The sequence below is a fragment of the Cerasicoccus arenae genome (genome assembly GCF_014651635.1).
Lineage (GTDB): Bacteria > Verrucomicrobiota > Verrucomicrobiia > Opitutales > Cerasicoccaceae > Cerasicoccus > Cerasicoccus arenae.
This window is the reverse complement of sequence record NZ_BMXG01000014.1, coordinates 17,261-42,780: the sequence shown is the minus strand read 5'-3', so window position 1 is coordinate 42,780 and position 25,520 is coordinate 17,261. Positions and strand designations below refer to the sequence as shown.

The 25,520-nt window shown below is 52.8% G+C and carries 22 protein-coding genes; 11 read left to right on the top strand and 11 right to left on the bottom strand.

Annotated features, from left to right (window positions below; genetic code table 11):
• The first annotated feature begins 8 nt into the window (after positions 1–8).
• From scpA to meaB, 3 genes are all read left to right on the top strand, one after another.
• A complete protein-coding gene (gene scpA / locus IE065_RS11805) occupies positions 9–2,189 on the top strand; it encodes a methylmalonyl-CoA mutase (RefSeq protein ID WP_189515287.1) in 2,181 nt (726 codons plus the stop codon).
• A 13-nt stretch (positions 2,190–2,202) separates the two neighbouring features.
• On the top strand, positions 2,203–2,574 hold the full coding sequence (locus tag IE065_RS11800) for a hypothetical protein (protein WP_189515285.1): 372 nt from the start codon (positions 2,203–2,205) through the stop codon (positions 2,572–2,574).
• A 79-nt stretch (positions 2,575–2,653) separates the two neighbouring features.
• Positions 2,654–3,748 (top strand): methylmalonyl Co-A mutase-associated GTPase MeaB, encoded by a 1,095-nt coding sequence (gene meaB / locus IE065_RS11795; RefSeq protein WP_189515283.1) that lies wholly within the window; start codon positions 2,654–2,656, stop codon positions 3,746–3,748.
• 33 nt (positions 3,749–3,781) lie between these two features.
• On the opposite strand, the gene IE065_RS11790 is transcribed toward meaB, so the two are convergent.
• The 4 genes from IE065_RS11790 to IE065_RS11775 form a co-directional block, all read right to left on the bottom strand.
• Positions 3,782–4,306 (bottom strand): cob(I)yrinic acid a,c-diamide adenosyltransferase, encoded by a 525-nt coding sequence (locus tag IE065_RS11790; protein WP_189515281.1) that lies wholly within the window; start codon positions 4,304–4,306, stop codon positions 3,782–3,784.
• Between the two features lie 10 nt (positions 4,307–4,316).
• Complete coding sequence (locus IE065_RS11785; RefSeq protein ID WP_229792104.1) at positions 4,317–5,816, bottom strand: pyruvate carboxylase subunit B; 1,500 nt, start codon at positions 5,814–5,816, stop codon at positions 4,317–4,319.
• Between the two features lie 313 nt (positions 5,817–6,129).
• The gene (gene rimO / locus IE065_RS11780) at positions 6,130–7,503 is read right to left on the bottom strand and encodes a 30S ribosomal protein S12 methylthiotransferase RimO (RefSeq protein ID WP_189515277.1); all 1,374 of its coding nucleotides are present in this window, start codon (positions 7,501–7,503) and stop codon (positions 6,130–6,132) included.
• 61 nt (positions 7,504–7,564) lie between these two features.
• Entirely contained in the window at positions 7,565–8,992 is a 1,428-nt protein-coding gene (locus IE065_RS11775; RefSeq protein ID WP_189515275.1) for a hypothetical protein, read from the bottom strand.
• 310 nt (positions 8,993–9,302) lie between these two features.
• On the opposite strand from IE065_RS11775, the gene IE065_RS11770 reads away from it, so the two are divergent.
• A complete protein-coding gene (locus tag IE065_RS11770) occupies positions 9,303–10,172 on the top strand; it encodes a sugar phosphate isomerase/epimerase family protein (protein WP_189515273.1) in 870 nt (289 codons plus the stop codon).
• Between the two features lie 54 nt (positions 10,173–10,226).
• Here IE065_RS11770 and IE065_RS11765 read toward each other — a convergent pair whose 3' ends face one another.
• From IE065_RS11765 to IE065_RS11755, 3 genes are all read right to left on the bottom strand, one after another.
• On the bottom strand, positions 10,227–10,592 hold the full coding sequence (locus tag IE065_RS11765; RefSeq protein ID WP_189515271.1) for a DUF805 domain-containing protein: 366 nt from the start codon (positions 10,590–10,592) through the stop codon (positions 10,227–10,229).
• Positions 10,593–10,904: 312 nt separating this feature from the next.
• Positions 10,905–11,366, bottom strand: a complete 462-nt coding sequence (locus tag IE065_RS11760) for an SET domain-containing protein-lysine N-methyltransferase (RefSeq protein WP_189515269.1) — start codon at positions 11,364–11,366, stop codon at positions 10,905–10,907.
• Positions 11,363–12,835, bottom strand: a complete 1,473-nt coding sequence (locus IE065_RS11755) for a RimK family protein (RefSeq protein ID WP_189515267.1) — start codon at positions 12,833–12,835, stop codon at positions 11,363–11,365. The genes IE065_RS11760 and IE065_RS11755 overlap by 4 nt, the downstream gene beginning before the upstream one ends.
• 63 nt (positions 12,836–12,898) lie before the next feature.
• Between IE065_RS11755 and IE065_RS11750 the strand changes: the two genes are divergently transcribed.
• On the top strand, positions 12,899–13,381 hold the full coding sequence (locus IE065_RS11750; RefSeq protein ID WP_189515265.1) for a GNAT family N-acetyltransferase: 483 nt from the start codon (positions 12,899–12,901) through the stop codon (positions 13,379–13,381).
• A 35-nt stretch (positions 13,382–13,416) separates the two neighbouring features.
• Here IE065_RS11750 and IE065_RS11745 read toward each other — a convergent pair whose 3' ends face one another.
• Entirely contained in the window at positions 13,417–14,490 is a 1,074-nt protein-coding gene (locus tag IE065_RS11745; RefSeq protein WP_200163221.1) for a polyprenyl synthetase family protein, read from the bottom strand.
• Positions 14,491–14,584: 94 nt separating this feature from the next.
• Between IE065_RS11745 and IE065_RS11740 the strand changes: the two genes are divergently transcribed.
• From IE065_RS11740 to IE065_RS11720, 5 genes are all read left to right on the top strand, one after another.
• Positions 14,585–15,307: a CPBP family intramembrane glutamic endopeptidase gene (locus IE065_RS11740; protein WP_189515263.1), complete on the top strand. Its 723-nt coding sequence runs from the start codon at positions 14,585–14,587 to the stop codon at positions 15,305–15,307.
• A 101-nt stretch (positions 15,308–15,408) separates the two neighbouring features.
• A complete protein-coding gene (gene hpnH / locus IE065_RS11735) occupies positions 15,409–16,608 on the top strand; it encodes an adenosyl-hopene transferase HpnH (RefSeq protein ID WP_189515261.1) in 1,200 nt (399 codons plus the stop codon).
• Positions 16,609–16,659: 51 nt separating this feature from the next.
• A complete protein-coding gene (locus IE065_RS11730) occupies positions 16,660–17,271 on the top strand; it encodes a hypothetical protein (RefSeq protein ID WP_189515259.1) in 612 nt (203 codons plus the stop codon).
• A gap of 63 nt (positions 17,272–17,334) precedes the next feature.
• Positions 17,335–17,910 carry an NUDIX hydrolase gene (locus IE065_RS11725; protein WP_189515257.1) on the top strand — a complete coding sequence of 192 codons (576 nt, stop codon included), beginning with the start codon at positions 17,335–17,337 and terminating at the stop codon, positions 17,908–17,910.
• 69 nt (positions 17,911–17,979) lie between these two features.
• Positions 17,980–18,972 (top strand): adenosine kinase, encoded by a 993-nt coding sequence (locus tag IE065_RS11720; protein ID WP_189515255.1) that lies wholly within the window; start codon positions 17,980–17,982, stop codon positions 18,970–18,972.
• 22 nt (positions 18,973–18,994) lie between these two features.
• Here the strand turns inward: IE065_RS11720 and IE065_RS11715 are convergent, their stop codons facing one another.
• Together IE065_RS11715 and IE065_RS11710 are read right to left on the bottom strand one after the other, a co-directional pair.
• The gene (locus IE065_RS11715) at positions 18,995–20,461 is read right to left on the bottom strand and encodes a GH39 family glycosyl hydrolase (protein ID WP_189515253.1); all 1,467 of its coding nucleotides are present in this window, start codon (positions 20,459–20,461) and stop codon (positions 18,995–18,997) included.
• A 93-nt stretch (positions 20,462–20,554) separates the two neighbouring features.
• Positions 20,555–21,361 carry a hypothetical protein gene (locus tag IE065_RS11710; RefSeq protein ID WP_189515251.1) on the bottom strand — a complete coding sequence of 269 codons (807 nt, stop codon included), beginning with the start codon at positions 21,359–21,361 and terminating at the stop codon, positions 20,555–20,557.
• Positions 21,362–21,819: 458 nt separating this feature from the next.
• Here IE065_RS11710 and IE065_RS11705 point away from each other — a divergent pair, with 458 nt between their 5' ends.
• The gene (locus IE065_RS11705) at positions 21,820–23,634 is read left to right on the top strand and encodes a glycoside hydrolase family 16 protein (RefSeq protein WP_189515249.1); all 1,815 of its coding nucleotides are present in this window, start codon (positions 21,820–21,822) and stop codon (positions 23,632–23,634) included.
• Positions 23,635–23,696: 62 nt separating this feature from the next.
• Here IE065_RS11705 and IE065_RS11700 read toward each other — a convergent pair whose 3' ends face one another.
• Positions 23,697–25,481 (bottom strand): family 1 glycosylhydrolase, encoded by a 1,785-nt coding sequence (locus IE065_RS11700; protein WP_189515247.1) that lies wholly within the window; start codon positions 25,479–25,481, stop codon positions 23,697–23,699.
• Positions 25,482–25,520 lie beyond the last annotated feature (39 nt).

Sequence of the window (25,520 nt, the reverse complement as noted above, 5' to 3'; positions counted from 1 at the left end):
TTTAAGCCATGAGAACCGTAGACTTTACAACTCTGGATTATGAAGCGCCCAAAAGCGCCACGAACGAAGCGGACTGGAAAACAGCGTTTGAAAAGCGTACCAGCAAATCGCCAGATGATATGCTGACCGACACGATGGAGCAAATCCCCGTGAAGCCGCTTTACACAGCTAAGGACTATGAAGGGATGGAGCACCTCGACTACACTGCTGGTTTGCCACCATTTTTGCGCGGGCCATACGCGACAATGTATGTCACACGTCCTTGGACGGTCCGACAGTATGCTGGCTTTTCGACGGCAGAAGAATCCAATGCTTTTTATCGGCGTAATATCGCCGCTGGCCAACAGGGTTTATCGGTGGCATTCGACCTGGCGACACACCGTGGTTACGACAGTGATCACCCGCGTGTTGTAAGCGATGTGGGCAAGGCTGGTGTTGCCATTGATTCAGTCGAGGATATGAAGGTGCTTTTCGACGGTATACCGTTGGACCGTGTTTCTGTATCGATGACGATGAACGGTGCCGTTATCCCAGTGATGGCGTTCTACATTCTCGCCGGACTGGAGCAAGGCTGCGAACTCAAAGATTTAGCAGGCACGATCCAGAACGATATCCTAAAGGAATTTATGGTGCGTAATACCTACATTTACCCACCGACTCCATCGATGAAAATCATCGGCGACATCTTCGAATACACATCGCAAAAAATGCCGAAATTTAACTCCATCTCCATTTCTGGCTATCATATGCAGGAGGCAGGTGCAACGGCAGACCTCGAGATGGGCTATACGCTGGCGGATGGACTAGAGTACCTCCGTACGGGTGTGGCGGCTGGCTTGGACATTGACGCTTTTGCGCCGCGTTTGTCATTTTTCTGGGCGATTGGCAAAAATTTCTTCATGGAAATTGCTAAGATGCGGGCGGCGCGTTGTCTGTGGGCCAAACTCGTTCAGCAGTTTGATCCGAAGAATGCAAAAAGTCTGGCTCTACGTACCCACTCACAGACCTCAGGCTGGTCGTTGACTGAGCAAGATCCTTATAACAACATCATTCGCACAACGATTGAGGCCTTCGCTTCGGCTTGTGGACACACGCAGTCACTGCACACCAATGCCCTCGACGAAGCGATTGCGCTGCCGACAGATTTCTCCGCTCGCATTGCTCGTAATACGCAGCTTTTCATCCAAGAGGAAACTGGGATGACAAGCGTTATCGATCCGTGGGGCGGCAGTTATTACGTGGAATCACTCACGCACCAGCTCATGCAAAAAGCATGGGCACACATTGAGGAAATCGAGTCGCTCGGTGGTATGACTAAAGCGATTGAAGAGGGCATTCCCAAGCTGCGTATCGAGGAGGCAGCGGCCCGTCGCCAAGCCCGTATTGACAGCGGCAAGGAAACCATCGTCGGCCTGAATAAGTATCGTATGGCGAAGGAAGATCCGCTCGATATTCTCGACATCGACAACACCGCGGTGCGGATCTCGCAGATTGAGCGTTTGCAAAAGCTTCGGGCTTCGCGTGACGAGTCCGCCTGTCGTGTCGCGCTGGAGGCCATCACGAATTGTGCTGAATCAGGTAAGGGAAATTTGCTTGAACTCGCCGTGGAGGCCGCTCGTCAACGGGCGACCCTGGGAGAAATTTCTGATGCAATGGAGAAAGTTTTTGGTCGCTACAAAGCAAAGATTCGCTCGATCTCGGGTGTCTATGCCAAAGAATTTGGAGAAGACATGAATGTGAAAGCTGTTAAAATACTGATTGAGCAATTCGAAAAACTGGAAGGCCGCCGCCCGCGTATCATGATCGCCAAGATGGGACAGGATGGACATGACCGTGGCGCAAAAGTGGTTGCCACTGCATATGCCGACCTTGGTTTCGATGTGGACATTGGGCCGCTTTTCCAAACCCCAGAGGAGGCCGCTCGCCAAGCTGTTGAAAATGACGTGCATATCGTCGCAATGAGCTCGCTCGCTGCGGGTCACAAGACCCTCTTGCCACAGCTCGTGGCAGAATTAACCAAACTTGGTCGTGACGATATCATGGTCGTTTGCGGTGGCGTTATCCCTGCACAGGATTACGATTATCTGCTGAAGAATGGTGCGAGCGCCATTTTTGGTCCGGGGACTATTATTCCGGAGTCCGCCCGCACGATCTTGCAACTCTTGTTAGAAGACACCGAAACCGAATAACCCCCCCTCCATTATGGAAAAACTCGCCATGCTGCTTCAGGCCAAGAAGGCCAACCCGGAACTCGCTCATGATGTCGTGAGCGCGGCCTCTGACTGGTTAAAAACACAGCTTCAGACTGCTCAGGTGGAATTTCATTTCGCAGATTGCGAGAAGGACTACTGTGGATTTGCTACGTTTCAGATTAACTCGATTTATCGCGGTTCCGCACTGACATTGTATCTGAAAATTGCTGAGGTTCGGGCGACTCCATATGTCTTTGCCGACATCCGTGTGCGCAATGGTGTCCAGCATGTCATGTTCCCATTCTTTGGCGAGCTTGGATCCGACGAGGGCAAAGAAATTCTGCTGAATTACATCGCTGACTTTTTGCTTAGCGTGGAATAGATTTAAAATGTATCAGGAATTCAGTAAGGTTAAAGGCAGCTTTCTCTATCTTTAAGAAATAAATATCGCTAATCAGCCAATGCCTAAGCAACCGGAGAAAACTCGCCGCACTGAATGGACGCCCGCCGAGCATCATGCCGGTTTCACGACCGAAGTGATGTTGGGTGTGCAAGGAGCACCCACGGTTAAAAAGCATCGCAAAAAACGGCGCACGCTCTCTGCCGACGAAGTTGTGGATGGCGTACTCGCAGGCGACCGAACGGTTTTAGCACGTGCCGTGACCTTGATCGAAAGTCGAGCTGAGGCGCATCGCGAAACGGCTCGTGAGATTCTCCGCAGATGTCTTCCACACGCTGGTAATTCCGTGCGTCTGGGCATTACTGGTACGCCGGGTGCGGGCAAAAGCACTTTTATCGAATGCCTCGGTCAGCAGATTTGTGCCAAGGGTGGAAAAATTGCGGTATTGGCGGTCGATCCCTCCAGCTCGCGTACTGGGGGCAGCGTGTTGGGAGACAAGACACGGATGGAATTGCTCACTCGCGAGCCGAATGCTTTCATTCGGCCATCTCCTTCCGGGGGTGCATTAGGCGGTGTTGCGGCTAAAACACGTGAGGCCATGTTATTGTGCGAGGCGGCGGGTTTTGATCACATCGTCATCGAAACGGTCGGCGTTGGCCAAAGCGAAGTTGCTGTACGCACGATGGTTGATTTCTTCCTGCTCCTACAAATTACTGGTGGCGGCGACGACCTACAGGGCATCAAAAAAGGTGTCATCGAAATGGCTGATGCAATCGTGATTAACAAGGCCGATGGCGCGAACCTCCGCCCGGCTCAGATCGCCTGTGGCGAATTCAAACGCGTGTTGCATTATCTCAATCCCTATACCGACGGTTGGGCTCCGCAGGCAATGACTTGTTCTGCGCTGGATGGCTCTGGCGTGGATGACGTTTGGGCGATGGTTTTGCGTTTTTGCAGCGAGCTAAAAGCGGCGGAAAAATTCTCCGCTATCCGGGTGGAGCAAAATCGTCAATGGCTCCACTCACTCTTGCGCGACGCTGTCCTGCAACGCTTCTATCAGGGCAAGTCCGTTATTGAGCAACTTCCCCAAATCGAACACGATGTAGCTTCTGGAAAACTGCCTGTGGTGGAGGCAGTGGAGTTACTGTTGAGGTAGTTGAAGGGGGGGGGACATTTAGCCTAAATCGCCTTAATCGATTGCTTCGCTGCCCAGTAACCAGAGCACGTCGGCAAGGCGATTGAGATACTGCAAGATGATGGGGCGAACGGTGCCACCTTGCGATTGCAGAGCAATCACGCTTCGTTCGGCGCGACGGCATGTGGTGCGCGCCTGGTCGAAGAAAGCATGCGCTGGATTTTCTCCAGGAAGAATCCATCCATTGAAGCCTTTGCTGCTGGCCTCCAGCTCGCCGACCATGCTATCCAAGCGCGCAAGGTTGGCCTCGGTGATGGGGTGCTTGGCCTTGGCGAGATAGCGCTCTTGGTCGTCGTTTTCGACGGCGAGTTCTGCCATCAGGCCGATTAGCTCTTGTTGGGTGGTGCGGATATATTCTCGTCTTGGCGCACTGGTGGCATGTGCCCGACAAAGCCCAAGCGCGGACGTGAGCTCGTCCACGGTTCCGTAGGTACAGACACGAGGATGATCCTTCTGGACGCGGCGGCCGTAGATCAGTGCTGTGGTTCCTTGGTCCCCTCCCTTTGTCGCGATGGACATAGAGAGTTAGTTAAAGTTCTTCAACTTGCACTTCAAGCCTTTTACCATCGATTGTCAGGGCATATTGCTTGGCATTGATTGGCTGTGAGGGACTCGCAGGCGCTTTATCCGGCTTGACGGCGGGTACTGGGACTGTTGTCTCTGCCTTGGGCTTGTTTTTGTTCGCGTAATGTGTCGCCAACTGTGCGGGGAACATGGCTTGGATGACGCAATGTTCGTCATTGTCGGGTAGATTCGCGGTTTGGAGCTGCTTGCGCAGATCGGCCATGTGGGTGTGGTTGGAACCTGGTGCCTCGACTGGGCGGCACGTGATAGGGTCTTTACCAGCTTGTTTGGCGGCAAGCTTTTGGATTTCAGGATTCACCGGCGCTGGCGTCACACCGTAATAGCCAAGCGCGATGTCGGCGGCTTGCGGCGAGATTTGTTTCCAGCGCCCAAACTTGACGTTAAGGAAAGCCTGCATGCCAACGATTTGGGAAGTTGGCGTGACCAGTGGAATCCAGCCCAATGCCTCACGAACAACAGGGATTTCGGCAAAGACGGCGTCGAATTTGTCCTCCATCTTCTGCTGCTTCAATTGATCGCGAAAATTGGATAACATGCCGCCGGGCACCTGATAGAGGAGGGTGTCGCTGTCGACAATTTCGTTGATGTGGGAGGTGAAGGTGGACAGTTCTTGGTAAACTTTTTGGAGGTGCGTGCGGATGCGGCCCAGACGTTCGTAGTCTTCTTTCGAATACTCGGGGCAACGTGTGTGGTCCTTCAGCAAGGCGAGCATGCGGATGGTGTCGGGTTGGCCAGTACCGTTGGCAAATGGTGAGACGGCGACATCAATTGCGTCCACTCCGGCGTCAATAGCGGCGAGATAAGTCGTTGCACCGAGGCCAGCAGTGTCATGCGTGTGAATCCAAACAGGGATCTTAATCTGCTTTTTCAGGCCCTCAATGATTTGCTTCGCGTGCATAGGGGGGATCAGGCCCGCCATGTCCTTAATCACGATCGCGTCGCAGCCCATTTCTTCGAGTTGACAGCCGAGTTCGATAAACTTGGCCGTCGTGTGCACCGGACTTGTGGTGTAGCAAATTGTGCCATGCGCTTGCTTGCCTGCTGACTTCGCGGCATCAATGGCAGTTTGCATGTTGCGCGGATCATTAAGGGCGTCAAAGATGCGGAAGATGTCCATGCCGTGCTTGGCGGATGCATGGATGAATGCCGTGACTACATCGTCTGGAAAGTGCGCATATTGGACGATGTTTTGCCCACGTAGGAGCATCATGTGGGGGGTCTTGGGACAGGCCTTTTTCAATGCGTCGAGTCGATCGAACGGAAACTCGTCCAGAAAACGTAGGCCTGCGTCAATGGTGGCACCTCCCCAAGTCTCAAGCGAACCGAAGCCGATCTCGTCTAAGTCTGTGCAGACTGGTAACATCTGCTCAGTTTTCATTCGTGTTGCCGCCAGACTCTGGTGCCCGTCACGGAGGACGTTATTGTTGAAGATAATTTTATTCACTGCAATCCTTGAATAAGTAAATTGAATCACTCGTGTCGTGTAGGCACAAGGAAATAATCGGTTATTTAACCGTGTGGGACAACACCGGATGTAATCTGGGCGCTTGGGCTCTGGAAATTGTCCCAAGCACATTGCTCATTCCCGGAAAATACAGACGAACAGTTCGCACAATATCTCTGGGCACGATGAGTTGATGACAATCGATGCCTGAATGGAGGCTGAATGATCGCGGAACGAGAACTCAACGTGCCTCGATGGCCGCAAAAATTGCCATCGTAGTCATGCTACGATGCAATTGGAGCGTGTTGGTCCCTTATTGGGCAGCAACGAGGTCGTAGCCGCGCCAGTCCTTGATCGTAATCTCGGCAAAATTTCCCATCGGTAGCTTCTTGTCGACGAATACAGAGCCGTCAATGTCGGGTGCATCCCACTGGGTACGAGCGACGCCGGGTTCCTCAACGAGCACCTTGACCGTACGGCCCTTCATGGACTCGTTTTTGCGCTCCGCGACGCGTTGGAGGGCAGCCATGGCGGAGTTCCAACGCTTTTTGCGCGTCATGTGGTGAATGTGGTCCCCCATTTTGTAGGCGCGGGTGCCTTCTTCCTTAGAATATTCAAACACGCCCGCCCGCTCGAATTCGGCGGTTTCAATGAACTCAAGTAGTTCCTCGTGGTCGGCGTCGGTTTCGCCGGGGAAGCCCACGATGAATGTCGTGCGAATAGCGATGTCTGGGATGGTGGCGCGCATGCGCTTGACGAGATCGCGGATGTAGGCGCTGTCAGTCTCCCGGCGCATTAGGCCGAGCATATTGTCTGAGATATGTTGAAGCGGCATGTCCACGTAGCGCGCGACTTTGGGGCACTCAGCAATGGCTTGCATGAGCTCATCGCTCCAATGTGCGGGGTGCGTGTAAAGCAGGCGGATCCAGAAATCGCCTTCGATAGCGTTGAGCTCACGGAGGAGGGAGGCGAGGGAGTCGCCCTTGGACGAGTCGACGGGGCTGCGCGGATTGGGGCGCGCGTCTTCCCAGCGGTCCATGCCGAAATAGGTGGTGTCCTGCGAAATGAGATTCAGCTCCTTGCAGCCGTTGGCAACGAGCTGTTGGGCTTCCTTGACGACGCTTTCCACGGTGCGGCTGCGGTGGCGACCTCGGATTTTCGGGATAATGCAGAACGAGCAAGGGTGGTTGCAGCCCTCGGCGATCTTAATGTAGGCCGAATGGTCGGGCGTCAGGCGGAAACGTGGTGTATCGTAGTCGGGGATGTAGACGGGCTTAACGGATACAAGGTCGTCGCCCTGTTCGTCGTCTGCCTTTTGCTTACCAGTGAGGCCCTGAATGATTGGCACGATGTCCTTGATCTGGTCTAGGCCGATAAAGGCGTCCACCTCGGGCATGAGCGTTGGTAGCTCCGTCTTGAAACGCTGAGAAAGACAGCCGGCCACGATCAGCTTTTGCTCGCCTTTGCGGCCACTCGATTCGCGGTCGGCAGCAGCGTCTTGAATTGCCGCAATGGACTCGCGCTTAGCGGCGTCAATGAACGAGCAGGTGTTGACCACGAGCACGTCGGCCAGCTCTGGATCCGGCGTGAGGACCATGCCCGCTTTAGCGAGATAGCCCATCATGATTTCGGAGTCGATCAGGTTCTTGGCGCAGCCCAGCGATACAAAGCCTACAGTGGTTTCCATAATATAAAAAGCCCGCCATTAGGATGGATTTTATACAGGAAAGCAATGCGCGATTTTGCGCTTACTGACTGGCCTGCAGCATGAGAAACTGAGGCGTTTCGGCGGCGGGAATGCTGACCGTGACTTCGTCGGTGAGGCCGTTGACATTGACGGAGGCGGGGCCGCTCGGAGTCCAGTCGCCGCCTTCGTAGGCGCGGCTGCCGATGGTTGTCCAGTCGATCATATTTGTGGAGTGGCGGACTTCGAGCGTGGCACCGTCGGTGATGTTGGGAGTGAAACTAAAAGCGAGGTCGGAGCCGCTCGGTTGCACGATAGGGGCCATGGCATGGGAGGGTGTTTGCGGGTCGCTGCCGAGGGTGAATTCGATCAGGTTGACGACGTTGTCGTTGTCGGGATCGGCGTCTGGAGTGATATCCGCCGGGTCAGGGGTGATCCCGAATTGCGCGGTTACCCAGTCGCCGTACGGATCGTAAACGAGGTTGGCGTTGTCGCCGAGATGGACGGCGGCGGCGGGGGAGGCGGAGAGCTCGATGGGTGGATTGGCGGTGGAGTGTGCGATGTCATCGTAGCTGACGCTCATGCTTTGTAGCACGAGTTCGGTCAGGGCGGGATCGGGACGGCGAAAGCGGAAATAATCAACCTGGGAAATCAGGTCCGGGTTGCCAGCGGGGGGGGCGTAGTTGAAGTGGAAGCAGGCTTCGAGGCCAGCGGAGTTGAACGGCCCGGCGGTTTCCCAGTCGGTGTAGGCAGTGACGCCGACTTGGAGCGTGTCTCCGAAAGCCGGGAAGGGATGATGTGCGTTGGGGTAACGATTTTCGACGATCCAAGGCTCGGCCTCACCATGTTTGCGCATACAGACAATCGTGTCGCCGACACGAACCATTTGCAGCCACACTTCGGTCTCATTCTGATCAATGCCGGTGTTGTTGTAGTAGAGCTGGGAGTTGGAGTTGCGCGTGCATTTGATCTCAAACTGGCGCGTGCCGGGGTTGCCCGCGGTGCCGTAACTCAGGAAAATATAGTTCTCGGTGTTGGGGAGGTAATCGCTACCAAAATCTTGCGGCGGCCAGACGGCGCTCGTCGTGTAAGGGTCGGGAGCGGCGTGGGTGATGTTGCGTGGGCCGTGGACGAAGATGCCGCTCAGAGAGAAGCTTCGGCTGGGAACCTCGGTTGGGTCGCCGGGATTGTGCCGACTGAGGATTCGCAGCTTGGCCGTGACCACGAAGTCGCCCGTCACTTCCTTATAAAAAAGCAGCCCGCGCAGGTGGCCGAACCAGGTGTTTTGCGCCGGGACAATGTGGAAATAGCCATCTTCGGTGGTGTCGATATCGGCGAGTTCGTAGGCGGGTGCTACCCATCCCTCGACAGCGGCCAGATCTTGCCATTTGCTGAAGGTGGCGGCGTTGTTAAATTCATCACTGAAGGGTGCCAGGTCATCTGCTTGAAGACTGGAGCCAGCGAGTAGTAAGATCGTGCAGAGGTATTTCATTTATCAGAACGATTAAGCCTTATTGCTTGGCATATTATCGGAAAAAAGGCGAATCGATAGGGCCAGTTGGCATTCTGTTGGGGAGCTTTTACAGAGGGTTTACGGTATTTCACGGCACCGACGTGTGCGGCAAGCTGTACCAGCAACATAATAAATAGGCGAGGTTAGGTTAATTGGACAAGGCAGCGTAAGTTTTTCTCGATTGTAAAATGTGTCGTCGCGGTGACGCTTTGGCTTCCAAACAGGCACCCAAAGGCGTATGCTTCATTGATTGTTTTTTTTGACCTAGTATTTCTTTTAGTAAGTTTCAATGAATCCCCTGACCCTTTTTGCCAAAAAGCGGGCGAAGCCCCTGCAGTCGCGACTGGCAATCCATACCATTTCTCTCGACATCAAGGGAATCGAAAACAAGCTCCGCGTCATTGCGGAAGCTGGTTTTGCTGGGGTGTCGCTCTGGCGTCAGGATGTGATGGAGAAGTCGCCGGGCGAAATCCGCAAGCTCCTCAAGCAGCATAATCTCAAGGTCGCCTCCTATTGTCGGGGTGGTTTTTTTGCTGCCGAAGACGCCAACGCGCGCCGTTCCGCTATCTACGACACCGAGCGCTGTCTAGACGAAGCTGAGGCCGTCGGTGCCGCCGCTTTGCTCATTATTCCCGGAGCTGACCCCCACCAACCTATGGCGGCGAGCCGCGCTCAAGTCCGCGAGGCACTGGAAAAGCTCATCCCTTACGCCGCGAAGAAGCAAATTCGCATGGCGCTGGAGGCCCAGCACCCTATGCACGCCGACGAGCGCGGCTGCATCAACACCCTCCGCGAGGCCAATGACCTCGTCGAACAGTTGGACTCGCCTTTCCTCGGCGTTTGCGTGGACACTTATCAGCAGTGGTGGGACTCCTCCCTCGACGACGAAATTGCCCGCGCTGGTGAGCACGAAAAACTCTTCAGTTTCCATGTCGCGGACTGGAAAACACCCACGCTAGACTTCCTCAACGACCGCGGCATCCCCGGCGAGGGTTGCATCGATCTACGCCGTATTTGCAAACAGGTCGAAGACGCCGGTTTTGACGGCCTCTGCGAGATCGAAGTCTTCTCCAATCGCTGGTCCCAAGACGACCCCGTCCACTTCCTCCACGAAGTCAAATTCGCCTGCCGCGACTACATCGAGACGCCAGGCGGGTAGGGGAGAGGAAGCTTAAAATTGGTAGGTTTCGAAGTGAGAGCTTGCGCTGTAAGGCTACGCGAGTTTTGGATTTGGCCCGTATTTGTTGTCACCTTCTTGGCTGTCTTGGACCAAGAAAATCAGAAGCACGATAGCCCCGATTAGTGGGATCAAACTAATGAATATCCAAAAGCCGCTCCTTCCGGTGTCATGCATTCGGCGAACGAAGACCGCGATTGACGGGAGAAAGACTCCTAGCGAATAAATTGAATAGAGTGCTCCATATGGTACGCCTTCGAAGTTTGTTCCGATTACATTATCAATGACCCCCAAAATGATGAGGGCGATTGTATTGAATAAAACGAAGAACCAGTATTCCGAGCGACGTGATCGACCTTGGAATACGACATATTTTTTGAGTGCTTCTAAATAATAATTCATAGCGGTTTATGTAGCGAGTTTTTGCGGTATAGGGAGGCGAGCAGTTCGTTTAGTCTGTCTCGTTGTTCCTGCGGTTTGCAACGTAGTCAGGCCAAATACTGCCACTTGTCTAATCGGAAAATTTGTGACTATGCAATGCTATTGAATAAACAAAGATTGAGTCGGCAACCAACAGAATGCCCGCGATTTCGTTGCATGGGATAATGTGGTGTAGCTTAAATGTGCAAAAACTGTTCACCCGCAAAGGCGCGAAGAAACTGGACGTATAAATACTTTAGCGTCTCGGCGTCTTGAGCGAAGCGGGCGTGAGTTCTAACCGATCAATGCGGCCAATGCGGCTGCAGTGGTGCGAAGGTTTTCGCGCCAGGGGAGACCAATGATGGGGTGGCCGGTGGCGGCGTCGTCAAAGGGGAGCTTTTCGCCGTCGCCGACGATGAGGCGGTAGTCGATGGTCAGTTCTTCACCGGGGGCGAGGTCGCGCGCGGCGAAGATGAAGCCGAGGTGCCATAGGCCGTTGGGCGCGAAACTATGGTTAAAATAACACTCGTCAGGCCAATCGAGGCTGACGGTGTAGCGGCCTTCAAACCAGCGGACGGAGGCTGCGTCTTCGGGGGAGTCCGGCCCATAGGCGTCTAGCTCGGCCCGGGTGTAGAGTCGGTCAATTTTGTCCGGGGCAACGAGGACAGCGCCCGCGGCAACGTCTTCTTCCAGATAGACTCCTTGACCTGCACCGGGAATGCCCGATGCGGCGATGCGGTAGCGCGGGAGGATCATGATTTGAGCGCGGTGCGCTTTTCCATGCGGCGGAGAAAGTCGCTCATAATACGGCGGTAAAGCTCGTCGCGGAGGAGCTCGTCTTCAACCCCAGCATCAATGCTGGGGTTGTCGTTGACTTCGATGACAACGACTTCGCCGTTCACTTCCTTGAGGTCGACGCCGTAGAGGCCGCGGCCAATTGCGTTGGCGGCCTTGAGGGCGGTGCGAAGGACCTTGGCGGGAACTTGCCCGGGCAGGATCGCTTCGCTGCGCCCGGCGCGAGTGTTACGTTGGCTCGTCTGCTTGTAGATCTGCCAGTGCTTGTGCGCCATGAAGTATTTGCAGGCAAAGAGTAATTCGCCGTTGAGCACGGTGATGCGCCAGTCAAAGGCCGAGGGAGTGAATTGCTGGGCCACGAGGAGCTCAGAGGATTCAAACATCGACGTGGTTTCCGCCAGCCATTCCTCTTTGGTTTCGGCCTTCTTGACGCCCATTGAGAACGAGGAATCCGGCTTCTTAATGACAACTGGCAGGCCAATCTGTGCCAAGGTCGCGTCTCGCATATCGCGGTCGAAAAGGACGGTTTGCGGGGTGGGGATCTTTAGGCGGGAAAGGAGCTCGGCGAGGAAAACCTTGTTAGCGCACTTGAGGATGGACTGGGCATCGTCGATGACTACAAGGCCTTCACGCTCGGCTTTGCGGGCGAAGCGGTAGGTGTAGTGGTTGACGGCGGTCGTCTCGCGGATGAAGAGGCCGTCGTATTCGCCGATCTCGCCGTAGTCGTCTTTGTCGAGCAGTTCGCATTCGATGCCCAGTTTGCGGCCAGCATCGATGAATTTTTCAATCGCGCGAGGGTTGGAGGCCTTTTGCGAGTTTTCGGTGGGGTCGTAAAGAATGCCCACGTAAAAACGAGGTGGCTGCTTGCGCGGTGCCGCAGGATGGCCTCGCGTGATGAAGCGTTCAACGGCCTGAGCCAGAAACTGGCGAGAACTTTCGCCGACACTGGTCAGCGCGACGAGGTCGATGTTGACCAGGCCCCAGCCGTCCGATGTTTTACGGAAGTGGGCCTTGACCAGCGGGGCGGGGAAGAGATTGAAAATCTGCCGACCCAAGCGCTCAAAGACTTTCTCCTTGGTGCGGGCAAAGAAGACTTCGAGGTCAAAGCTGGTCCCATCAATCGCGGCGAGGGCGCGCTTCATGGCGTCATCCAGCTCGGAGGAGAGCAGGCGGATGATGGACGGGAGCTTCGTGTCCTGCACGGTGTCAATGGCGGGCAGCGGGCGGTGCTTGCGTGCCTCGGCGACCAGTGACACGTAATAGCCCTTGCTCTGGTAGCGGTAGGACGCGCACAGGTTGATCACACGTGCTGCTCGTCCGCTGGTATAGGCGGCATTGGTCAGGTAGTCCCTCGCCGTCACAAGTGACTCTGCGGGAAAAAGGTCGGCCCACTTTTCAGGCCGGTCGGTGACGAATAAATAAGGTATCATTGGGCCGGGCTAAGCCGGTATTGCTAAAGGGCGTGATGTCAGACAAATTCTACAAAAATCTCAATGAAAAATACACCCGAAGTGACTATTCGCCGAGGTCAGCCCAATGACTTGGCCGCAATTCGTACGCTTGACCAGTTGCTCATTGCCCATGATCGCCAATTCGACCCGTCGCTGGATGCTTCGTGGTCGGAATCGGTCGAAGCAACGGAGTTCTTCGTAGGGCGACTGAGTGGTGACGGCGTTTGCTTCGTGGCTGAGGCTGATGGCGTCGTTGTTGGCAGTCTCTTAGGCGCGATGAGCGAAGTTGCCAGCTACCGACGCCCGGCTTGTCTTGTCGAGGCCGAGACGCTTTTTGTGCACCCGGACCAGCGAGGGGGGGGGGTAGGGCGGCGGTTAATGGACGCTTTCCTTGACTGGGCGCAGGAGCAGGGCGCTGTTAAAATTTCTCTGCGTGTCTCAGCGGCCAATAATGAGGCAATTCGACTCTACGACAAGCTGGGCTATACGCCCTACGATCTGATCTTGGAAAAAGACATAGAGTGATTCACTCGAGGAGGGTTCCCCCCCCCCTCTGCGACTCAAGATGTTGGCGAAATTCGGCCCATCTGAGTGCGGACGAATTTGCTTAGCGAGAGCAGGCGCTGGGCGGAAGGCTGATTGGAAAATGGAGCCAAGGCGGCGTCTCCAGCAGCAAGCTCGGCTTCGAAGCGCTGGCTGACCTCTTCTTGGATGCCAAGATCGCGGAGAGCTTGCTGGAGCAATTCTGCCAGTTCGGCATGGTCGGCAGTGTCGCTGGAGTGGGTCGCGGCTTCCAGTGCGGCTTTGGCCTGACCTTCGGCGCGGTGCTGGAGCAAAATTATTGGCAGAGTGTATTTACCACTGGCGAGATCCGTGCCGAGCGTTTTGCCGATTTTGGTCTCATCACCAAGGATGTCAGCCATGTCATCAAAAATCTGGTAGGCTACGCCGAGACGGCGGCCAAATTCGGCATAGGCTTCAACTACAGTGGGCTCAAAATTCGCCAAATGAGCGCCAAGAAAGCAGGACACTTTAAAGAGTTCGGCCGTTTTGAGGTCGATCACGTGGAAATAGTCGTCGAGCGAGAGGGCGGCGTTACCCCGCTCAAAGGTCTGACGGATTTCCCCCGCACAAACGCGGCGGGTGGAGGCTGAAACGGCGCGGCAGACCTCAATGGTGTCAAAGTGTGTCGCTAGGTTGAGTGCTTGAGCGAACAGGGCGTCTCCGAGCAGCACAGCGACATGTGGCCCCCATTTTGCGCTGACGGTGTCTGAGTTATGGCGAATCGCGGCGTCATCCAAGATGTCATCATGCACGAGAGTGGCCAAGTGGACGAGTTCCACGACGGCGGCGGCGCGAATGGCGTCGGGGGAGGGGGGGGCTTCGTCCGTTGACCAGTTGCTGAAAAACAAGAGCATCGGGCGGATGCGTTTGCCTTGGTTGACTAGGCAATAGCGGACCATTTCGCGCAGTTCAGGCTCAAAGGTCTCAACCTGCTCGTCAAGGAATGCGCTCAGGGCGTCCATGTGTTCGGACACTGGCTCCATGATCGCGGCAATGGAGGAGAGCGCGGCAGTGCGTTTTGGATCGGTGGCGAGCATGTCGTTGGTGGAAAAAACCGAAATTCGTTTCAAAAAGAGACTTTAAACTGTTGGATAGTCAACTACAACCACGAGTCATGTCAAAAGCTGCAACAATTGTATCTGTAGATTAACACCAAAAAGAATTATGGCAATTAATTACCCTTATTCGATTTTCTTTCCATTGGCACAGGCCGCGCCCGAGGCGGACAATGTTTCTGATATGCAGAGTGATCCCACGATGATCATCATTTCGGCGGCAGTCGCGATATACATCTTTAAAATGTGGCTCGACGATTTACGGGCTCAACAGCAGGGGAAACCGAATGAAAAGGCCTTCCCGGGCGCGTTCCCATGCTCGATGAAGGCCGTTTGGGTGGCGATTATTGGCGCTCTGGTGATCTTGGGGGTTGAGACTGGTGGCGAGATTGCCTTGGGCATTGCGGGTGAGCAATCGGACATCACCTGGCTCTTCTTGATCTCAATCATTACTGCGGCCTTTATTGAAGAGCTGATTTTTCGCGGTTTCCTGGTCATCGACAACAAGGGCAAGGCGGCGCTGATCGGCGGTGTGGTGGGCTTTTCGCTGCTGTTCACTATCTTTCACCCTTTTTTCTGGGACATCGACATGCCTGAGGGTGTGCCCGGTTGGAAATTCTGGGAAGGCTCTGTGACGTGGGATTTTTCGGTCAAACCGTGGTTTACGAGCGCAATTTTGTTCATTAATTCGCTCTGGTTTTACGCAATGCGTTTGTGTACGAAACTTAACCCGCAGCGTTCGCTAATTCCTTGTATGGCCGCGCACTGCGCGAGTAACGTTGGCGTATTCGTGATCAAGCTCGTTCAGGGCCACGTAGTGGGGCTTTGGTAGGCGCTTGATGAAGTGATTTAAGTAGTATTTTGACGTTATCACTTGGCACGGCCTTAGCTTGACAGATGGCTAAATCCTCTATTGCATTCCGCCTTTAAGCTATGCCAGTACCAGTTTCCCAAGCAGCAACCGTCGCCAGTTATGTCCTCAAGCAAAAGCTTTCGGGCCGTAAGCACTATCCGCTGGTGATGATGCTGGAGCCGCTTTTCCGCTGTAATTTAGCCTGTGAAGGTTGCGGTAAAATCCAGTTTCCTGATCACATTCTGAAAAAGCGTGTCTCGGCCGAGAAGGCTTTGGCCGCGGCTGAAGAATGTGGCGCACCGATGGTTTCCATCGCAGGCGGCGAACCGTTGATCCACCCGGAGATTCAGGAGATTGTCGAGGGGCTGATCAAGCAGGGCCGATATATTTATTTTTGCACGAATGCTCTTCTGCTGGAACGTGCGCTCAAGAAGTTTAAGCCGAACAAGCAGCTTTCCTTCTCGGTTCACATGGACGGCCTCAAGGAAGAACACGACCAATCGGTTTGCCGCGATGGTACCTATGAGATCGCGCTTTCAGCCATCCGTAAGGCTGTCGATATGGGCTTCCGTGTGACCACAAACACCACGCTGTTCAATACTGCCAATCCTGAGCGCGTTCGTCAGTTCTTTGACGAAATGATGGAAGTCGGCGTTGAAGGCATGATGCTTTCCCCAGGCTACGCTTACGAAAAGGCACCCAAGCAGGACATTTTCCTTGGTCGCACCTTGACCAAGGCGCTCTTCAAGAAGATTCTCGGCGACGCCAAGAAAGGCTGGCGCTTCAATCACTCGGCCAGCTTCATGGCGTTCCTCCGTGGCGACATCAACTACGAGTGCACGCCTTGGGGTAACCCGACTTACAACGTGTTTGGCTGGCAGAAGCCTTGCTATCTCCTCGCCGACGGTTACGTGAAGACCTTCAAGGAACTGATCGATACGACTGAGTGGGAAAAGTATGGCCGTGCTGGCAAAGGCACTGACGAGCGTTGCCTTAATTGCATGGTCCATTGCGGTCATGAAGCGACTGCCGTCAACGATACTTTCTCGCCAATGGGCCTTGTCCGTTTCCTTAAAGCCGCTGGCAACTTCCGTCGTACGGCGGTCCTGTCTGCGGAAGAAGAGGAATTGTTGGCCAGCCAGCCTGCTTACGAAGGTGCGCATTCTTGTGCTTCCAGCTCTAGTGAGCCATCGGGCCGCGACGAGTTGATGGAAGCCATGGCTTCCTCTCGTGGTCAGAGTGAGGTCAAGACCGGCGAAGAGCCGATCAGTCGCAACTAGCTAATTTTTCTTGCCCGCTTACGCGTCTTGATGACGCGCGCATCCCGCCCAATGAAAGCTTGGATAACGCTGTTTTTCCTAGTCGTCACTGTTCCATTGTTGGCGCAAAGCCGTAATTGGACTGACAAAGAAGGCCGGTCATTTGAGGGATTGATGATTAGCTATGATGCGGAATTCGTTCGTATTGAGCGATCTGACGACAAGCGACAGTTCAAGCTGGAGCGCACGAAACTCTCTGCCGCTGACAACGTCTACCTGGATGAATTGATTCGCAAAGAGCTTGTCGAGAAATTCCTCAAGGATGTTCCCGATACATACAGCAAGGCGTATGACAAGAGTATCAAGGAGGAGATGCCTGCGCTCATTTTTTACCGGAATCAGGGCGGATATGCTGAGTTTGATGCGTTGATCGAAAAATTTCTGATCGATCCGAAGTTTCAGGAAAAAATTAAAGATCGCGCCTTTATTGCGATTGTCCGTGAGAAAGACACGGACCTAGAAGGTGTTATTATGGATTATGTGACAACGAGCCAGCGTCCCTGTATGTCGATTATTAAGGAACATAGGTACTATGGTAACCGAGTCTTTGCCAATACGACGAAACAAGGTTTTCTGGATAACGTGGACCTGCTGTTGAAACATGCAGACGAGAGTATCTACTAACTAGGCAACTTAACTGCGCCGAAACTTGCTTCTGTCACTATCATTGTCTAGGCCTTCGCGTTAATGAGTCACCTGCCGCCCGCGAATTGGGACCTGATCCGTTCCACCCATCACGCTGATTGCAAAGTCTACGAAGTCGTTAAGGAACGCTTCCGCCATCCTGGCGATGAGCGTGAAGACGATTTTTATACGATGAAATGCCGGGACTGGGTCCTCGTTTTGGCCCTGACCGCAGATAAGCAGTTGGTACTCGTGAATCAGTTTCGTTTCGGCGTGCGTAGTTCCTCATGGGAAATGCCTGGCGGCGTGATTGATGACGAAGATGCCGATCCGATGATTGCTGGCCCGCGCGAGTTGGTCGAAGAAACAGGCTATGAGGGCGATCCGCCACATTATTTGGGCTGGTGCCATCCCAATCCTGCGCTTCAGAATAATCGTGCGCATTTTATCGTCGTGGAGAATTGTCACCTGCGCCAAGGGCAGAATTTGGACCCCAATGAAGAGCTCCAAGTGAAAGTGATTCCGGTCGACGAGGCATATGCAATGATGACCCATTGCGAGATTACCCACTCCATGGCGATCAACGCCCTGTTTTGGCTACAACGCTATCTTGCCGGCGAGCCGACGCCGGGCCGATAAAGAACGTAATACGCACAGTTGTGCGATTTTGCTTTGCCTTCATGAGCCTTGGCGTGAAAGCCTCCGACCATGGCAAATCCCTTTAAATTAATCGGCGTTGGATCGCCGGTCGTTGATACACTTGCGTCGGTGAATGACGCCTTTCTTGCTTCTCATGTGCCCGGAGCTAAAGGTGGCATGGAGCTGGTTGACGCTGCTGCGTTGACCACAATTATCGGTGAGATGGATGGCCCCCTTGTGCAGGCACCAGGCGGCTCGGCGGGTAATACTGCTGTCGGCGTGGCGCAGCTTGGTCTGCCCACGACTTTCCTCGGTAAGTTGGGCAATGACGCGAATGGCACCTTTTATCGCGACAGCTTTAAGGCGATAGGGGGGGATATCTCGCGCTTTAAGGTGGGGAGCGTGAGCAATGGCCACTGCCTCTCAATGGTGACTCCTGATAGCCAGCGCACGATGCGTACGGACTTGGGTGCAGCGATGACGCTTTCCCCAGACGAGATTTCGTCAGAAGACTTTGCCGGTGTTGATCATGCACATATTGAGGGCTATTTGCTTTTCAACCGTGATTTGCTCTATCGCGTGCTGGAGTGTGCTAAGCAGGCAGGGTGCACGATCAGCCTCGATTTGGCGTCCTTTGAGGTGGTTGGGGCAGCCAAGGATATTTTACCGGATGTCTTGCGTGATTCGGTGGACATCGTTTTCGCCAACGAAGACGAGGCGGGTGCCTTTACGGACATGGGCAACGACTATGTCGGGATGGCCGCGCAACTATCCGAGCTTTGCGGCATTGCTGCGGTCAAGCTTGGCAAGTCTGGTTCATTGGTCCAATCGAGTAGCCAGCTCCATCGGATTGAGCCGGTTGTGGTCGACAATGCCATCGACACCACTGGTGCAGGTGATCTCTGGGCTGCGGGCTTTCTTTACGGTTGGCTGAGTGGTAAGGATTTGCCGACCTGCGGCCTATACGGATCGATTTTGGGCGCTGAAGTCGTTCAGGTGATGGGCGGAGCTATCTCAGAAGAGCGCTGGGAAGTGATTCGCAAGCAACTTGGGGGCAATTGATCGAGCAATGCAGCTTTGCCGCTTAGCAGGCAGAAATTTCATAGTAAATTAGAGCATTTGTCGGGAGTGTGTGCATCACTTGAAGATCAGAATCGGCGATAACTATTTCATCTTTCACTAAGACTGGTTCCGCTGCCTGATTAAGGGCCTCTATATTCTTTTTCGTGAGATAAAAGGGTTCGCCCATTTCTTGCCACGCGCGGTAGCTATTGCCCATCGTTCGGTCGACCTGCCAGGCACAAATGCGATAACGACCATTGAGGCCATGTAGCTGAATCGTTTCGTGGTGCTCTTTTTCGTTGATGATCCAGTCTGCACCGCTGAAGTCGTGGGAGCTTGGCTCACAATGATTCCATGCCAGCAGGCGAAAGTTTTCTCCGTCCGTGGTCGCAATCAACGATTCGTTGTCGGTTAAGTGCTCGTGATCGAAAAGCTGGCTGAGAAACGCATAAGCATGGAATGCCGGCTTGGGAATGCCATGGATGTTAACAAGTCCATACTTTCCGCTGTAAGGCCCTTCGCCGGGGCCGCTTTCTTCGAAAATGTCGTTGATTGCCCAGAATGAATAGCTATCGGGGATGTCTCCTAGGTCCTTCAATGTTTGTAGGATAAAAGTCATGGTAAACTCACTATCCTTACCGAAGCGGTCATTGTGAACTGGCGAGATGTTCCATTCTGTGTAATGAAGTTCGGCCGTTGGAAATGCGGAATCATCAATCAATTGACGAACCATCGAGACATCATTGAGCATTTTTTTCTGTCCGAAATACATGATTTCAGTCGAGGGCAGGCCAATCTCCAGTGCGCTATCAGAACTGTAATGATGGGTGCTAATGAAATCGAGCGGAGTGTTGGTGCTCTCGCAGTAGGCAAGCATTTCACGCACCCAAGCGTTCTTTGACGTGGCTGGGCCACCTACCCGAATTCCAGCATCAATGCTTTTGATGGTGCGCACCGTTGCCTCATAGAGCTTAAAGTATTCGTCCATATCGGCACCCTCCCAAAAGTAACTCAGGTCGGGTTCGTTCCACACTTCAAATCTCCATGTGCACACTTCGTTTTTGCCGAATTGATCGATGAGGTGCTGGACAAATTCATTGATGAAATCACACCATTCCGTATAATCCCTCGGTGGGGTAACATTTGCCTTATAGTGGAAGCAGGTCTGGCTACCGCTAGCGAGTACCTCAGGCATGAAGCCAAGTTCGACGAATGGCTTCATGCCTAAATCCAGAATCCCTTGGTAGGCTTTGTCGACGTTGACGAAGTTCGTTACAATTGCGCCCTCGTCAGTTCTTTTACAACAGCCCATCCAGTCGTTAAATATACCGTGAAAGCGGCACTGTTTAAAGCCGACGGCCTTTTGTACCATAGCAGAATGCTGCCGCCAATCCTCACGGAGGGTAATGTATGCATGGCATGATCCGACGCATTGCCGGTAGGTTTGGCTACGAGGGCGAGTTGCGCTGCTTGTCAGTATTTTTGTCATAATACTCTTATGGAGAATAAAACAGCCGCCGCTTTGAGGCGACGGCTGAAAATGTGGGATTCGAAACTTGATTAACCAAATCGGCTTCGTTCTTTAAACGATGGAACGGTGCCGTGTCCAAGCGATGGTTAACGCGGAGAGGCCAATCATGAATGTGATGGTCGAAGGCTCAGGTATTGAATAAACATCGAGCACGTCTGCTTGTGTGGTGCCGACCAATAGATTATCCCAGAGGACAGTGGAGCCACCGCCTAGTGCGGTAATCGCAAATGTGTCGATGCCATCGCTGATACCCGTGCTGGTTACATTTTGAGCGATGGATCCTGCGCCTAGAGTTGTGGAGCTCGGGTTGATCCACATCTCCATTTTGTCGTAATCTCCCGTGCCCGATATGCCGTCCTTGGAAAATTTACCAACTAAGAACAGTGTTTCGTCACTGGGTAAGCTATTGCTACCCGAAGTGAATTGAGAGGTGGTGGCGCGGTAGCCAGATAGAAGAGCGCCGCTGCCGCTATTGATCTGTCCCATCACGCCGGAGTTGCCCAAGTCGGCGTCATCACTTACATAGAACCAGAATCGGTTGGAATTGTTTGTGGCGCTAACATTTATGGTGAAGCTAAACCAGACATCGCCGTCCTGGCTCGCGAATCCTTTCGATCCAATTGGCTGAGTATTTGCGCCGGACCAAACGGCGTTATTGGTGCCCCCTGAAATGCTGATGTCACCGCTGCTATAGGATAGTCCTCCGGACTGGACATCGAGCTGGGATACTGCAGTCCAGCCATTTTGGCCATTTAGGTCACCAGTGGATAGACTGTTGAAATCTTCGTTTAGAAGCAAGGTCCCATGAGCAAGCGTTGTGATTGCTAATGTCGAGATAATCGTAATTAACTTATTCATTGTTGATGATTTTAGGGTTGTTGAGGTAAGACGGATCAAGCGCCTAAATTTGAGCGAATGTTTACCCTAGAATATCAGGATTTTTACGAGTGGAGGTAGTTTATAATCGATTTGAAATATGTCATTTACTGATTTCAAATAGCTTCCCTCGCTGGGAAGTTTCGTTTGCGCGTTAAGTCTGAGTGCGCTTCAAGGATAACTTGTGGAGATCGATACCCCGCCGATTTCTTGGAGAATGGAACTGTAGTGTAAGGGGAAACGGTGTCTGAGATAGTGTTGAAATGACGCGCTTTTATCGTCAGGTTATGGCATAAATGCAATCAGGCAATGACTAGCATGTTGTATAAGAAATCGGTTAGTATTTCCAAATGCTTGAATTATCCTCAATCCGAAATTGCATTATGTTATCTATGTTTAACGTTGGCTCAAAATGTGCCTTAAGGCTCCTCTTCTTAACGATGGCTTTACTTTTAGTTTCGCAGGAGGTTAGTGCGCGGAATTGGGATAAAGACTTTACGGACTTCGAGGCAAAGATGAGCCCATCGAATAGCTCTGTGACTTTAAAGCCTAAGACACCAAACTCGCCGGAAGGCTTATTGCTAGAGTTTCAGCCAGATGGTGGAAGTTACCCAGGCGTTCATCTTTCTCCATTAGATGGAGATACTTGGGATTTTTCTGAATACACCTGTATTGACTTCACAATCACTAGTCTGTCCGAGAAGCCAATTTATGTAACCGCGCGTGTGGATAATCCAGGTGATTGGAAAGCCAAAAAATGGAACTCAGGTGCGGTTCGGTTAGAAAAAGGAAGTACGAAAAAAATACGGATATTTTTTGGTTACTACGGAAGGAAAGCATCTTACCCCTTGGATACATCCAAGATATCGCAGATTCTAATTTTCACTGGCAAAGCTTCTGAAGGACAGGCGCTGAGAATTGATTCCATTATTGCTGGGAAAACACCGGTTCCTTTTAAGGATAACGTAGCGCCACCGGATGGATATCTGCTCAAGGCATCATCGAATGACGTGCCCAAAGAATATGTCGCTCGCGGTGGGGCTAGCTTTAGTGGCGGTGCTCAAGGTGAACCGTTACACATTCGCTTGGAAGATCCTAAGCAAGCCGTTGAAATAATGCCCGCAGGAAATGCACAATGGGATTTGCGCCAAGGCTACGAGCTTGAACTCGCAATTCGAAATGTTGGCCAAACCCCTGCGCAGCCTACTGCTCGTGCAGTTGGTGGATCAGGGAAGACGGATTTGGGGTCAATGCCCGCGCCAATTGCCCCTGGTGAAAGCGGAAAACTCGTGGTTTCCTTTATTCAGAAAGAAGTGCGTAATGCCGCAGTTAAGAAACCGTTTTTTGAAAGTAATAAGGTGAAATATGTCGTTATTGGTGCTGAGGATTCGGCTGGTAGTCAAGAAATCGAAATTGATTCGATTCGTTTAGTTGCTCCTCCGATTCAATTACCAGAATGGGTGGGGAAGCGCCCGCCAGTAGAAGGTGATTGGGTCATGACGCTCAACGAAGAATTTGATGGCGATGTAGTGGATGCATCAGTGTGGGATGTCTATGCGTCTAACTTCTGGGATAAGGTGTCTCGATTCAGCAAAGATAATGTTAGGATTGAGGACGGCAAAGCGGTCCTCGTTTATGAAAAGCGCTCAGGCCCACACAACGACGATCCTAACCATAAGCGCCACAATGATTATACGACTGGATTCCTGCATAGCTACGGCAAGTGGGCGCAGAAGTATGGATATTTTGAGGCGCGGATGAAGCTGCCGAAGGCACCAGGTCTATGGCCCGCATTTTGGCTGATGCCCGATCGTGGTGTCGAGGCAGGTGAGCAATGGCGCCGGCAAGACATCGGTGTGAATACCGGCGGTATGGAATTCGATATTATGGAGTTCCTATCCGGTTGGGGGGCGTATCGTTTTACCACCGCGTTTCACTACGATGGGTATGGTAAAGATCATAAGGCTAAGGGCGGAGGTTCATATACCGGACATGATGAAGAGGGCTATGTGACTACGGGTCTCCTTTGGCTGCCCGGCCTCGCTATTATCTATAATAACGGTGAGGAAATTGTCCGCTGGGAGTCCGATCGAATTTCCACTGTGGAATCGATCATCATCTTTACGTTTGTTGCAGGAGGATGGGATAATGAACCCATGGACGACAAACAACTGCCCGAAGAATTTGTCATCGACTACGTTCGAGTATGGCAGCGGGCTGATCTCGCTTCGGAAGTAGACGGCTTTAAGCCGTAATGGCGCTAACCGGAACATGATTTGAATCTGGCCGTGTTTACTCATTGTTTTCACGGCCAGTTTTAATCTCTCGCCCGAGGGTTTTTGGATATCTCGGCGGCGGGAATGTCATTTGAGCTCTCACGAGTTCGGAACTGTCGCTGAAATCGGCCTGGAGTCATCCCCATTTCTTTACGGAATACCTTAGAGAAATGAATGCGATCGGAGAAGCCACAGCTATCTGATACGTTTCCAATCAGGATATTTGGATCGCGAAGCATGTTGCGTGCGCATTCAAGACGAACGCGGCGTATGTGGGCGCTGAGGCTCATGCCTGTATATTCTTTAAACCGACGGCTTAGAAAATCGGGATGACAATTCAAATGGGCAGCGATGGTCTTGACGTTGAACGTTTCGGAGATGTTGTTTTCGATATACCGCTGAGCTTCCTTGACGACATAGGGGACCTGCTCTTCTTGGCTATGGGTATATTTTCGCAGACATTCACCGTTTGTCGTTATGATTTCCTGATAAGCAAATGCTGAATCTTTAAGCGTTCGGTCTAGCGTTTTAAAATCCACGAAAACAAGGCCGTAGCGATGCTTGTAGCCTTGTTGCCATTCGAGGTTGTCCAACAGAGACCAGTGGAAATAGCCTTGAACATCGGCACCGTCATCAATCGCACGGCGAAGTGCGAGCAAGTTACGGATGAGGAAGTCCTTGCGGTTAACGTCGTGTATAGCTCCGTCGAGGCTGACTTGGTCGAGCAGGGAACAGCCATTTTCCGTAATCACAATGGGCAAGCCGTAGCGTTCGTAAAAGAATCGAGGTCCCCAATAAAGCGCATCTGGGTTTAGAGTCCATTCATACATTGAGATCGGCTCGCCGGGCTCAAGTTCGACCCCGACAGGCAAGCCATCTTCACTCATTCGAACTGAAGGTGCTTGAAAAATATTACAGCCATAAAAATCGATCGGTTGGCTGATCAACTTTCTATCAGATTCGCACGTATCAGGAGCGGATTTTCCGTAGGCTTTAAGCCCCTCCTCGGGGTAGTTTCCTTCGATGACCATGTCTGCCCACCAAGAGGTATTCCAGAGGCTATCCGGGTATATTGCAAATGTGGCCTCCCGCGCTGCATTGACGTCGTTCAGGCTATTGGTTGCTGGGCGATAGACAGAGCCGGATGGCGACCAGCCAATGGTGGGTTTGATCTTTGCGCGCTCGCGAATTGTTGCGACTGCTCTGCCGTGGGATAATAGCGTGTGGTGCCCTGCTAGCAGGCAATCACGCATACTAAGCTTTAAGCCGGGGGCATGTAAGCCATCGAAATGGCCTAAGCCGAGGAAGCACTGTGGTTCGTTAATTGTCATCCATTTGCTTACTCGATCGGAAAAATGGTCAACGGCTACTCTTGTGTATTCCTCGAACCATTTCGGGCTATCACTGTTTAGCCAACCTCCGCGTCGAAAAAGCTCATAGGGGTAATCCCAGTGAAATAGGGTAATCCAAGGCTCAATGTCATTCGCCAACAGCTCGTTGATGAGCGCATTGTAAAATCGAACGCCTGCTTTGCTTACTTTACCGACTCCGTTCGGAATGAGGCGCGGCCAGGATAACGAAAACCGGTACGCTTTAACGCCGATTTGAGCCATGTAGCCAATGTCTTCCTTATATCGATGATAGTGGTCGCAGGCTATTTCTCCAGTTTGGCCACGCCACATCCTTTTCTCTGACTCACAAAAGTGGTCCCATACGGAAAGTCCCTTGTCGGCTTCATCCCAAGCACCCTCGATTTGGTAAGACGACGTGGATACGCCCCAAGCGAATTTTTCGGGAAAAAGGGTAGGGGGAGGGGAGGAATTCATACTGGATACGCATATTGATACATACAGTAGTTTTGACTG